Source organism: Enterococcus sp. E4-150 (genome assembly GCF_035726465.1).
GTDB classification, from domain to species: domain Bacteria; phylum Bacillota; class Bacilli; order Lactobacillales; family Enterococcaceae; genus Enterococcus_B; species Enterococcus_B faecium.
This window is the reverse complement of sequence record NZ_JAPRGK010000005.1, coordinates 139,699-152,257: the sequence shown is the minus strand read 5'-3', so window position 1 is coordinate 152,257 and position 12,559 is coordinate 139,699. Positions and strand designations below refer to the sequence as shown.

General features: G+C 38.5%; 13 protein-coding genes and 1 tRNA gene. 10 read left to right on the top strand and 4 right to left on the bottom strand.

Going from position 1 to position 12,559, the window contains the following annotated elements; genetic code table 11:
• Positions 1–33: 33 nt before the first annotated feature.
• On the bottom strand, positions 34–513 hold the full coding sequence (locus OZ002_RS06400) for a threonine/serine exporter family protein (RefSeq protein WP_002289868.1): 480 nt from the start codon (positions 511–513) through the stop codon (positions 34–36).
• 15 nt (positions 514–528) lie between these two features.
• Complete coding sequence (locus OZ002_RS06395; RefSeq protein WP_086295034.1) at positions 529–1,281, bottom strand: threonine/serine exporter family protein; 753 nt, start codon at positions 1,279–1,281, stop codon at positions 529–531.
• Positions 1,282–1,397: 116 nt separating this feature from the next.
• Between OZ002_RS06395 and OZ002_RS06390 the strand changes: the two genes are divergently transcribed.
• From OZ002_RS06390 to OZ002_RS06360, 7 genes are all read left to right on the top strand, one after another.
• Positions 1,398–1,468 (top strand) — tRNA-Gly (locus tag OZ002_RS06390).
• Positions 1,469–1,829: 361 nt separating this feature from the next.
• Positions 1,830–2,555, top strand: coding sequence for a DNA/RNA non-specific endonuclease (locus OZ002_RS06385; RefSeq protein WP_086295032.1), 726 nt, complete (start codon positions 1,830–1,832; stop codon positions 2,553–2,555).
• A gap of 254 nt (positions 2,556–2,809) precedes the next feature.
• Positions 2,810–3,076, top strand: a complete 267-nt coding sequence (locus OZ002_RS06380) for an IreB family regulatory phosphoprotein (RefSeq protein ID WP_002290885.1) — start codon at positions 2,810–2,812, stop codon at positions 3,074–3,076.
• Positions 3,073–3,504, top strand: a complete 432-nt coding sequence (gene ruvX, locus OZ002_RS06375; RefSeq protein ID WP_002296503.1) for a Holliday junction resolvase RuvX — start codon at positions 3,073–3,075, stop codon at positions 3,502–3,504. Before OZ002_RS06380 ends, ruvX begins: the two co-directional genes overlap by 4 nt.
• A 24-nt stretch (positions 3,505–3,528) precedes the next feature.
• Positions 3,529–3,831, top strand: coding sequence for a DUF1292 domain-containing protein (locus OZ002_RS06370; RefSeq protein ID WP_002354441.1), 303 nt, complete (start codon positions 3,529–3,531; stop codon positions 3,829–3,831).
• A gap of 573 nt (positions 3,832–4,404) precedes the next feature.
• A complete protein-coding gene (locus tag OZ002_RS06365) occupies positions 4,405–5,241 on the top strand; it encodes a sulfite exporter TauE/SafE family protein (protein WP_086295030.1) in 837 nt (278 codons plus the stop codon).
• 64 nt (positions 5,242–5,305) lie between these two features.
• Positions 5,306–5,740: a GNAT family N-acetyltransferase gene (locus tag OZ002_RS06360; RefSeq protein WP_002306155.1), complete on the top strand. Its 435-nt coding sequence runs from the start codon at positions 5,306–5,308 to the stop codon at positions 5,738–5,740.
• A gap of 67 nt (positions 5,741–5,807) precedes the next feature.
• Here the strand turns inward: OZ002_RS06360 and OZ002_RS06355 are convergent, their stop codons facing one another.
• Positions 5,808–7,130, bottom strand: a complete 1,323-nt coding sequence (locus OZ002_RS06355; protein ID WP_325082946.1) for a 2-hydroxycarboxylate transporter family protein — start codon at positions 7,128–7,130, stop codon at positions 5,808–5,810.
• A 153-nt stretch (positions 7,131–7,283) separates the two neighbouring features.
• The gene (locus tag OZ002_RS06350) at positions 7,284–8,924 is read right to left on the bottom strand and encodes a malolactic enzyme (RefSeq protein WP_325082945.1); all 1,641 of its coding nucleotides are present in this window, start codon (positions 8,922–8,924) and stop codon (positions 7,284–7,286) included.
• Positions 8,925–9,253: 329 nt separating this feature from the next.
• Here OZ002_RS06350 and OZ002_RS06345 point away from each other — a divergent pair, with 329 nt between their 5' ends.
• The 3 genes from OZ002_RS06345 to OZ002_RS06335 all read left to right on the top strand — a co-directional run bounded on the left by OZ002_RS06345 (position 9,254) and on the right by OZ002_RS06335 (position 12,543).
• The gene (locus OZ002_RS06345; protein ID WP_002339022.1) at positions 9,254–9,724 is read left to right on the top strand and encodes a DUF4809 family protein; all 471 of its coding nucleotides are present in this window, start codon (positions 9,254–9,256) and stop codon (positions 9,722–9,724) included.
• Positions 9,725–10,475: 751 nt separating this feature from the next.
• A complete protein-coding gene (locus OZ002_RS06340) occupies positions 10,476–11,579 on the top strand; it encodes an alpha-hydroxy-acid oxidizing protein (RefSeq protein ID WP_325082944.1) in 1,104 nt (367 codons plus the stop codon).
• A 283-nt stretch (positions 11,580–11,862) separates the two neighbouring features.
• On the top strand, positions 11,863–12,543 hold the full coding sequence (locus OZ002_RS06335; RefSeq protein ID WP_086295026.1) for a WxL domain-containing protein: 681 nt from the start codon (positions 11,863–11,865) through the stop codon (positions 12,541–12,543).
• Positions 12,544–12,559: the final 16 nt, after the last annotated feature.

Genomic DNA, 12,559 nt, shown 5'->3' with positions numbered 1-12,559 from the left:
CTCTTTCACAACCTTTTCTTTGTTACACTTCGTTTATTTAAAAAGCCGTTTTTTTCGTTTCATCATGATTGCGTCACGCTTTACTTTGAAATTACGGATGTTATGGTTAAAGACTTCTGATAATACAAGACCTAAAGCGATTGCTCCAGCAATCATAATTGCTTGGACCGCATAATGAGCCGCTTCTCGATAGGATTCAGTAACGAGATTCCGAACCGCTTGATAAGCTAAACCACCAGGGACTAGAGGAACCATCCCGGGAATATTGAAAATCGTTACGGGCATTTTCAAACGTTTAGAGAAAAGATCGCTGATGAATGCTACTCCTAAAGAACCAAGCAATGAACCAAAAGCAGCAGATCCGCCTATTTGAACACAGATCCAGTAGATCATCCAGCCAAAAGCACCAGAAAGACCACAACAAATCAATGAACGCCTAGGTACATTTGTAATAACGGCAAATGCCGCAGTCGCTAAAAAACTAAAAGAAAACTGAATAAATATCGTCCCCATACTTGTGTTCCTTTCCTAATAAAAAAGCTGGAAAATAAAAGCAATCGCAAAACCGATCATCGTAGCGGTCATCATCGCTTCTGTTCCGCGAGAAACTCCTGAGACATAATGTCCAGCTAGCAAATCACGGATAGCGTTCGTAATTTGAACTCCAGGAACTAAAGGCATCACACATCCGATAATGATTAGATCCTGATTGCTTCCTAAGCCAAAACGTACGCTGTAGATAGCGGCTATGCCAATCAATAAAGAAGATAAAAATTCCGATAAAAATTTGATTCTAAAAAATTTCAAACTATATAGATAAGCTGCGTATCCCAATCCTCCAATGACTAAAGTCACAGGTAAATCGGTCATCTTTCCGCCAAATATCACCATAATTGTTCCACTGATCACTGCCGCGCTAACGATTTGCAACCAGACAGGAAAGAAAGAACGGTCTCGGTCGATTGCTTGCAGTTCGCAGTAAAGTTCTTCTAATGTTAGCTCTGAAGCAACATATTTACGTGAAAGATCATTTACTTTTACTACTTTTTCTAAATTAATCGAACGGTTGGTAATTTGTTCCATTCGGATGGTCGAGGTACGATCAAGACCAATAAAGAGACCGGTTTGAGTGACATAGCTGACCAAACGGAAATTTCCAGAAGCTAAAGCAATTCGACTCATCGTATCTTCTACCCGATACATCTCCGCATTGCTTTCCATCATGATTTTCCCAGCGAGTAAACAAGTGTCCAGCAACAGATCTAATTCTTTTCCCGTCATAGCATCTTCTCCAATAATTGATTGATTAGTTTTATTTTACTACAAAACATACCAGAAGCGTAAAGAATAAAAAAACTTGAGGAAGGAATAAAAGAGGCGTATACTGTTTTTGTATTGCGGGTGTAGTTTAGTGGTAAAATCCCAGCTTCCCAAGCTGATGTCGCGGGTTCGATTCCCGCCACCCGCTTAAAATAGGTTGTGAAAAAGCTGCTCTGCAATAAGTAATAAGAACAGCCAAGCAAAAACAACTTCTTATGTTTTTAACTTGGATGGACTTATTACCGCAGATGCAAGCTTTTGTGCACCGTTTACCAAGCGGTTTTGAAATCAGTGTATTGTCTTGAGTATGAAGAAAATTTTTGAATAATAATAAATACCTTACAGATAGAGTTGTGACTGATTAGAGACGAGGAATCCGTCTCTTTTTTGTATTTTTAAACCATCTTAAAATTGGTTTTATTTTTTTGCTGTTTCTATTTCTTTCCAGTATTTATTTATAGGGGAACATATGTTAAGATTTAGGGAGCTGTTAGTAAAGGAGTAAAGAAATGAGCAAAAAAACAACCAAGGCGATCGTGGGGATCGTCGCTGCTGTGATTGCAGGGGCATTCGGTGTTTCCACCACACAAAAAGATTCAGATATCTTTCAGCAGATTACAACTATTTTTGATTCCATACCACAAGCTTCTCAAGTAGCGGATGTGCCAGAATATGATGGAAAACATCAAGAAATAGAAATCAATGGAAATCAGCCGGAATTTACAAAAGAGGATCTTAGCCTTTCCAAAGGAACATGGGAAAGCTATTCAAATATTGATAAATTGAACAGAGTAGGACAAGCCAATGCTATGCTTGGAAAAGATTTGTTCCCTACTGAAAAGAGAGAGCCTTTGTATATTGACCCGACAGGTTGGAAACAAAAGAAATTAAGTGACGGGCAATGGTTATATAATCGCAGCCATTTAATTGGTTTCCAGCTGACTGGTCAAAATAACAACATTAAAAACTTGATGACAGGGACACGTTCGTTGAATGCTCCATACATGCTTGTCCATGAAAATGATATTGCGGCATATATCAAAGAAACAAATCATCATGTACGCTACCGTGTCACTCCTCATTTTGAGGGGGATGAACTGGTAGCCAGGGGAGTGCAATTGGAAGCAGAAAGCATTGAAGACAAAAAAATTGAATTCAATGTCTTTATCTACAATGTTCAAGATGGCTACACGATCAATTATGAGACAGGACAAGCAACAAAAACAAAAAATTAGTAGCAGCTATTCGAATTTTTTATGAATATTATGAAAAAATTGTGTAAAAACATACATTCAAAGAAATATAGCGTATACTTTATGAAAAGAGTACTTTTGATAAAGCTACAGAAAAAAGGAAAAAAACATACAAATAGTGTTTCTTAATTTATTCGGAAGTTTGGAATATTTGTTTGTAGTTTTCCCTTTCTTCGAGTAAAATAAGGTTGTAGAAGGTAAGCTGGAATTACCTTGCGGGAAAGAGGTGTAGAATCATGGGTTTTACAGATGAAACCGTACGTTTTGGTTTTGACGATAGTCGCAAAAAAGAAGTGAGCGAAACATTAGCGATTGTTTATCGGGCTTTGGAAGAAAAAGGCTACAATCCAATCAATCAGATTGTCGGCTACTTGCTTTCTGGAGACCCGGCCTACATTCCTCGTTATCGTGATGCTCGAAATTTGATTCGCCGTCACGAACGCGATGAGATCATGGAAGTAATTGTCAAGGACTACCTCTCAAATCATGGAGTGAATTTATGAGAGTAATGGGCTTGGATGTCGGTTCTAAGACAGTAGGTGTTGCTATCAGTGACCCCTTTGGCTGGACAGCTCAAGGAGTAGAGATTATTCGGATCAATGAAGCAGAAGAAGAGTTTGGCTTTGATCGGTTGAAGGAATTAGTAGCACAATATGAAGTAGACCGGTTTGTAGTTGGATTACCTAAAAATATGAACAATTCCATCGGACCAAGGGCAGAAGCTTCCATGTCATACGGAGAAAAGATCAAAGAACTATTCTCCTTGCCAGTTGATTATCAAGATGAACGATTAACCACTGTTCAGGCAGAACGTATGCTAGTAGAGCAGGCAAATACTTCAAGAGCCAAACGAAAAAAAGTCATCGATAAATTAGCAGCTGTGATGATCTTACAAAATTATTTAGACGGCTCAGGTAAGCAATTATTTTAATAATAAAAGAAAAGAGGTAATCTTATGACAGAACATAACCATTCCCACGACCATGAAGGACACGAACACATCACATTGGTGGATGACCAAGGAAATGAAACATTATATGAAATCCTACTAACAGTTGACGGACAAGAAGAATTTGGACGTAACTATGTTCTTTTATATCCTGCTGGTGTTTCAGAAGATGAAGATGTAGAATTACAAGCTTATGCATACATCGAAAACGAAGATGGAACAGAAGGCGAGTTAGAACAAATCGAAACAGACGCAGAATGGGACATGATTGAAGAAGTATTCAATACATTCATGGCGGAAGAAGAATAGAACAAAAGAATGAATTAATAAGATATAAAAAAAGGGATTGTGACAAACGTCTTGTCACAATCCCTTTTTCCAAATAAACGATGTTCAATCAGCTGCCCCTCGGCATTCGCTCGAAAAACGGCGAAATATGAAGAACTATTTTGCCATTTGTTTCTCTAATAATCAGGTCAAAACGTTGACTTCACAGTCTCTTCCTTAAACGGTGTTCTCCTGCCAACTCCTCGGTCACAAGTCACAATATTCAACAAACATGAGAAGCTGTTTTTTGAAATTGTTCCTTGTGACTCGGAGCTGAACGGCAGGCTCACGACCTCTTCCTTAAACGGTGTTCAAAAGCTTGCATCTGCGGTAATAAGTTCAACCAAACGAAAAATATGAGGAGCTATTTTTGTTTGGCTGTTCTTATTACTTGATGCAGGACAGCTTTTTCACAACCTCTTTTCGTTTAGTACTACATTTCCTTAAAAAGTAGAAAAGCTTTCGAAGCCTCGTTTGTTTCTTTTACTGTATAATATAAGCAAAGAGTAAAAATCGCTAAAAGATATAAATAAGAGAAAGGATATACAAGATGATATGATTGGTCTGATTTATTTTGTGGTGATCGTTCTGGCAAATACAGTTGGCGCTATTTCCGGCATGGGCGGAGGCGTGTTGATCAAACCGATTCTTGATCTTATCGGTGCCCATTCTATTGCAGGTATTTCTTTTTACTCAACGGTTGCGGTATTCACGATGTCTATTGTTTCGACAGTGCGACAAGTATCAAGTGGGAAATCGCTGAATTGGCAGATTGTCGGTTGGGTATCTGGTGGAGCTGTAGTTGGAGGAATAGCCGGTAACATTGTATTCGAAGTTTTTTTACGGTTGTTTGAAAATGAAAAGCATGTGCAGCTGATCCAAATTTTCTTGACGGTATTGACCTTGGTTTTTGCGTTCTTCTACACCAAGCATCATCAGCCAAAATTTCATCTAACGTCATGGATTTGGTATCTTATATGTGGGGGGATCTTGGGCTTTTTAGCTAGCTTTTTAGGTATCGGTGGTGGACCCATCAATGTTTCATTACTGATGCTGATGTTTGCCTTGCCAATAAAAGAAGCAACGCTGTATTCTCTATCTACGATTTTCTTTTCTCAACTGGCTAAATTAGTAACGATTGCTTTAACAAGTGGCTTTATGCGCTTTGATTTATCTATGTTGTTTTATATTATCCCCGCTGCTGTTATTGGAGGTTTGTGGGGAGCAAAATTTAGCAGGATTTTGTCTCCAAAAAAAGTGACCTTTATTTTTCAAGTAATTGTCCTCGTGGTTCTTTTGGTCAATTGTTACAATGCCTTTGTCATCTTACAAACATTAGGAGAATCTAGACTAACGCAAGTCAAAATCACTGAAACATATTGTTTTAAATGAAAAAAAGAGTATACTATGATAAAAAAATTCATTTTAAAAAATCAGAAATTGGCTGGTGATTTGGATGTTACGGGAAATGCGTTTAGAAGATGCAGAAGCACTACGTGAAATCAATGCGGATCAATTAGGGTATGATATACCATTAACCGTTACGGTGAGACAAATGAAGAAACTGCTGAAGGAGCCAGAGAAAAATTTTTTCTTGGTTTATGAAGATCCTACTTCTAAAAAAGCAGCTGGCTATGTACAAGCGGAGTCCTATGAATCGATTTTCAGCGATCCAATGTTCAATATTATGGCACTTGCTGTGTCTAAATATGCTGAAAAAAGAGGAATCGGAAAGGCTTTGATGACTGGCGTAGAAGAAGAAGCGAAAAAACGAGGTATAACGGCAATAAGGCTTAATTCTGCAGAATACAGAGTAGAAGCACACCAATTTTATGAACACATCGGTTATCATTCCGATAAAATGCAAAAAAGATTTTTGAAAATCCTGTAAATCTTTATCAAAAAAATACCCGATCATCAAGCCGATACTTGATGATCAGGTATTTTTGTTTTTTTGACTAAGAAAGTAATTGCATCAAGAAACCAGAGATGATCAAAACGATGGCACCACCAAGTCGATTGCCCATTTGAGAAAAAGCAATAAGTTCCATCCGATTAGCTGCAGATAAGACGGCTACATTTCCTGTTCCGCCCATCGAGTTGTTGCATAAGCCAGCAGTAATAGTTGATTCAATTGGATATAAACCAAACAAACGACCGACAAATCCTGAAACAACTGAAATCGCGATAACACTTGTCAGACATAAGACAACAAATTGCCATGTCAAAGCAGAAGCTAATACATTCAGATTCAGCAACGCAATACCGATACCGGCAAGAACAGCTGCTGTCAAGTTTTTGACAATCAAGTTATTGAACATGATAGCTGCATCTTCATAATATTCTGGTAATAGGTTGGCGATTTTACAGATGACAACGATAATGATCATAAATGCGTATGCATGGACTTTAGGAACAAAATAGTTACCAATTTGTCCTAAGATGAAGAAAGTCAATGATACCATCAAACCAACACCTAACTGTGGAATGGAAGGTTTCACAGTTCGAGGTTTTCCATCGCCAAGATCGCCTTTTTCCATTAATTTACCATTGCCGTTGAATTTTGGCATTGATTGTCCAGCACGAGCAACTAATGCTGCACCGATGATAGCTAAGACATTTGTCATTGCTGTAGCAGGAATCAGGCGGGAAATGATAGAAGAAGCATCCGTACCTAAAACATTTGCATAAATCGTTGATAAAGGAACGGCTCCGGCTCCAACACCACCAGCCATCGCAGGTAATGAGATGTATAAAACGGAATTTGCAAAACCATTTCCGATAAGCATGCCCACGAGTCCTACGGCAAAAAAGGAGACGACCATTGAAATAAGTGCAACGGGAATAAAACGAACAGAAGCTTTCATCAATAGATTACGGTTCATACCAAGGATGCTACCAGTAATCAAGGCAGCAATATAAAAGTCCAAAAAGCCCATATTGCTGACAAAGTTTTCTGTGGATTTCACTACATATTCAGGTAAGATCCCAAATGTAGCAATCGCAGCAGAAGCGAAGATCGCAAAAACGGAACCACCACCCAAATAACTTTTGACGATAGGGATTTTTGTCCCGATAAAATGAAATAAATTACCGAAAATAACCAAAACTGCGATTGGTCCAATCATATTCGTCGGTAATTTCCCTAAAGCCATTGCAATGATCAGGACAAGGACCATGATCAAATAAAGTGGTAAACTTACGCCGGTGATTTTTGTGGACCAAAAACCTTCTTTTTTCTTTTCCTCAACTGCAGTTGCAGTTGTTGTTTTTTGTGCCATTTTTACAGATCCTTTCTTATTCTGTATCATATGAAAAAAGCCAAAGAAAAGCGGCAAAAGAGCAGGAGTTGGCTGGCCGCTGTTTTGCCGCAGTCGCTTTTTTCTTTTTAGACGTCATACAAAGTTTCTGTATGTTCTTTTACTATAACGATCTTAATCTTCTAAAGATTTATATTCAGGAACCCATTTAGCAGATTCAACTGCTTCTTTGATATCCGTGATTTCTTCACGATTCAAGTTTTGTGCGACAACTGATTTTGCGACAGTTTCAGCAATCGTTTGAGAAAATTCAGTGATTTTTGCTACTGGAGGCAAGATAGCTGCTCCTGGTTTTGTTACATCAACGATTCCGCCTAATGCTCGACTAGCTTGAGAAATGATTTCAGCATTTACTCGTGTAGCTGTTGAAGCAATTAAACCAAGTCCTAAACCTGGGTACATCAAAGCATTATTTGCTTGACCGATTTGGTAAGTTACACCATTATATTCAACATCAGCAGCAGGGATACCTGTTCCAACTAATGCTTTTCCGTCCGTCCATTCTATTAAATCTTTTGCTTTTGCTTCTGCCAATTTTGTTGGATTAGACAAAGGCATGATGATCGGACGTGGTGTATGAGCAGCCATTTCTTTCACGATTTCTTCAGTGAATGCTCCAGGTTGGGTAGAAGTACCAATCATGATTGTCGGATGGATCGCTTTTACAACTGCTTCTAAGTTTGTCAATTCATCAGCATTAGTGAATTCTGAGCGTTTGCGAGCGAATGGGATTTGACCAGGAGTCAATCCTTCTGTATCTTCAAACAATAAACCTTGTTTATCTACTTGATAGAAATGTTGGCGTGCTTCTTCTTCAGGTACACCTTGACGGATCATCTCATCTAAAAGGATGTTTGCGATACCCACACCAGCAGTACCAGCACCAAATGTCAAAATTATTTGATCTTTCAATTGTTCACCGGATATATTCAATCCGCCTAATACACCTGCTAGGACAACAATTCCTGTACCTTGGATATCGTCGTTGAAAGTAGTGATTTGATCTTCGTATTTTTCTAAGATCGCTGCAGCATTTCCTCGTCCAAAATCTTCCCAATGCAATAACAATTCTGGGAATAATTCGGTAGCTGATTGAACGAATTGATCGATGAATTCATAGTAAGTTTCGCCTTCTACACGAGCATGACGATTGCCTAAGTATAAGGGATTATTCAATAATTCTTCATTATTAGTACCAGCGTCGATCGATACAGGCAAAACTTGTGCTGGATTAATACCAGCAGCAGCAGTATAGACCATCAATTTGCCGATAGCGATGTCAACACCGTTCACACCCCAGTCGCCCATACCTAAGATTCCTTCTGCATCAGTCACAACAATCAAACGAATGTCTCGTCCATCTGCCGCGTTCTTCAAACTTGCTTTGATGTTTTCTGGTTCGTCGATTGAAAGAAATGCAGCATCTTGCGGTTTCAAGAAAATTTCGTTGTATTGTTCGATTGAATCCGCAACGACAGGATCATAAACGACAGGCATGAATTCAACTAAATGTTCGCCCATCAATTTATAAAACAATGTCCGATTCGTATTGAATAGATTCATTAAGAAGATACGTTTTTCCAAATCTGTTTGTTTGCTTAAGTATTGACCATAAGCTTGAACAGATTGTTGTTCCAGTGTTTGGATAGTACTTGGAAGCATACCAGTGATTCCATATTTTGCCCGTTCTTCTTTTGTAAAAGCTGTTCCTTTATTTAGAAAAGGATTATTTAATAAGTTTAACCCTGTAAGCATGAATGATTCCTCCTAAGTTTTAATACAAACGAAGTATAGAAGTCAGATGATGATATAGTCAAAAAGAGCAGGTATGATAAATTTTATTTATATGTAATATAGCCAAAAGAAATCAAAATAGCAGTATTTGTTCTTTTTATATCGACAATCCTTGCTTGAATACTATGCGTATCTCTTATATGCTAGAGAAAGAAAAGTAGAAGAATAAGGGATAGATGGAATGGATAAATAGGATTTCTGAGGAAAAAAGCACATGATAGCGTTGATAGGAGTCACCTATGTCAGGTGATAAAAATACATAAGTAGAAAATTAAGAGGAGGAACAGAAAATGCAAGAAGTTCAATTGATCAGAAAAAGCGAACTATCAGAAGGCGGTTGCAATGCATGTGGCGTAGTAGAAGCGACAAGCTATACATTAAAATTAGATTCCAATCAAGCAATAATCTCTGAACTGACAGTAGGCGGTCTTGTGGACAGTCTGGCGCTTGCTGAAGGTTTTACTGGAGAAGATATTTATGAGATGTTTTCAGAAGTCCGTCAGTTAAAAAAAGGAGAAAAATGCATAGAGGTTCATCATGAGAGCCCGAATGTGAGGTTCAAACGTGGTGATAATGAGATGATCTTCAAGAATCATGTGTCTGATCACACTGAACTATATGAAATCGTGAATCAAATACTGTCTGGGCTTTTTGAATTAGGACCTTATGAGTTCAAGGAAGAAAACGGTAATCCAAAATTAAATGAAGAATGGCAAGAAACGATTGAAACACAAAGAAACAATCCACACTTATTTCAATAGTCTTCCACAGTATTTCGTAAAAATGTTGATGAAAAAGAAACACCGTGAATCAGAGGTCGTGAAAAAGCTGCCCTGCATCAAGTAATAAGAACAGCCAAACAAAAATAGCTCCTCCTATTTTTCGTTTGGTTGGGCTTATTACCGCAGATGCAAGCTTTTGAACACCGTTTAAGAAAGAGGTCGTGAGCCTGCCGTTCAGCTCCGAGTCACAAGGAACAATTTCAAAAAACAGCTTCTCATGTTTGTTGAATATTGTGACTTGTGACCGAGGAGTTGGCAGGAGAACACCGTTTAAGGAAGAGACTGTGAAGTCAACTTTCTGACCTGAGTATTAGAGAGACAAATGGCAAAATAGTTCCTCATATTTTGCCATTTTTTGAGCTAATACCGAGGGTCAGCTGATTGAACACCGTTTTATCGAGAGGTCGTGAAAAAGTCGCTTAGTTTCGAGTAGTAAGAAAAATTTTGTGAAAATGGCTTTCCACATTTTTGCATAAATTTGACTTAATACCGAGAAAATGGCTTTTGAACACCGTTTATTCAAAAAAAGGGACTTTGACACGAATTTTGTCAAAGTCCCATCGGTTTTTTATCTATTTTTATTACAATCATTTCTTCCAGAGTAGTGACATCTGGAATGGCTGAAATGTAAACAGATTATTTGCCTGTATCAATGTCGAAGAGTAATATAAAAAGTGTAAACGCTATCATATTGTTCGTCATTCAATTTTTATAGAGAGAAGGCATTGAGATGGAAAAAACATATCAAGCAGGTACAAATGAAGGAATAGTCGATTTTATCAATATGGAAGATTTAGAAATCGCGGCTTCACAAGTGATTCCAGCTGGTGGTTATGGTTACATCAGCAGTGGTGCTGGCGACTTATTTACTTATCAAGAAAATGAACGGGCATTCAACCATCGTTTGATTATTCCTCATGTATTAAGAGATGTAGAATTACCCGATACAACTACACATTTTGACGAAGAAATGCTGACTGCACCAATCATCATGGCACCAGTTGCTGCTCATGGCTTAGCTCATGTGAAGGCGGAGAAAGCTTCTGCAAAAGGTGTAGCAGATTTTGGGACGATCTATACAGCAAGTTCTTACGCTTCTTGTACTTTAGAAGAGATAAGAGAAGCAGGCGGGGAGAAAGCACCGCAATGGTTTCAATTTTATATGAGCAAAGATAATGGAATCAATTTGGATATTCTTGAAGTGGCCAAGCGTAATGGAGCAAAAGCAATCGTATTGACAGCGGATGCAACAGTTGGCGGAAACCGTGAAACAGACCGCAGAAATGGGTTTACCTTCCCGCTGCCAATGCCGATCGTTCAGGCTTATCAATCAGGAGTAGGCCAAACGATGGATGCTGTATATAAATCTTCCAAACAAAAACTTAGTCCAAAAGATGTAGAATTTATCTCTGCTCATTCTGATTTGCCAGTCTACGTGAAAGGTGTTCAATCAGAAGAAGATGTCTATCGATCATTAGAATCTGGTGCTGGTGGAATTTGGGTATCTAACCATGGTGGCCGTCAATTAGATGGGGGGCCTGCTGCGTTTGATTCGTTGCAATATGTGGCAGAAGCAGTAGATAAACGTGTACCAATCGTGTTTGACAGCGGTGTACGACGCGGACAACATGTTTTCAAAGCAATCGCATCAGGTGCCGATCTTGTTGCTATTGGCAGACCCGTTATTTATGGATTGTCTTTAGGAGGAAGTACAGGAGTCCATCAAGTGTTTGATTTCTTTAAAACAGAATTGGAAATGGTCATGCAATTAGCTGGAACACAAACAGTAGAAGATATCAAAAAAATAAAATTGCGTGAGAATCGTTTTATTTAAGAAATAAATGACGAAAAAAATAGGAGTGCGGCAGATGATGCCGTACTCCTATTTTTATAGTTCAAGGATGTCACTAATAGAATAATTTGAAACGAAAAAATAAAATTGAAATATTTTTTCATACTTAATAAAAAAGGAAGAATATTCATGTAAACGATTTTATTGTTTTTTTCTCTTTTATACAAAAAGGGTCATAATTTCAAGTAAGCGGATGAATTCATGAGGATTTTTTGCATACTGTCTCTACTATACTTAGGTCACTAAGAAAAAGGAGTGATTTATTATGAAAAAGAACATGATTGGGACATTATTACTTTCAACACTTCTTCTAGGCGGCCTGGCAACACCAGCTTTTGCTGAGGGTCAAGCGACTTCAAAAGGAGATATTACCTTTACTGAACCAACAAATACCGTGGAGCCTCTTAACCCTACTGATCCTTCAAAACCAGTAGAGCCAGCAGATCCGGAAAATCCAGCAACTGGCCAGACAGGTCCTTTAACACTGGATGTAGTTCCCGAATTGCCATTTGGTACACACGAGATTGAAAGCGGAACAAAAACGTATCAAGTAGACGATTCAAAAAACGATACACCTTATCTCCAAGTATCAGATCGTCGAGGTGTAGGTGCAGATGGCCAAGCACAAGGGTGGAACGTGACAGTTTCGGTTTCAGATTTTGTAAATGGTTCACAAGTTTTGCAAGGCGCTGAATTAGATTTTGGAACATCCACTGTTAAAAGTACGTCAGATAACGAATCCACTGGACCAACTAGTCAAACTGTAACTGGGTTGAGTAAAGCAAGTGCAGCGACACCAATATTTACAGCAGCAAAAGATCAAGGTCTGGGAACATGGCTTTCTGTTTATGATCCAGCAAATATCACACTGAAAGTGCCGAAAGCAGCAGCTGGAACATTCACGGCTGATTTGACTTGGAACCTCGTGGCTGGCCCAGTAGCATAGAGTATGAAATAAATTC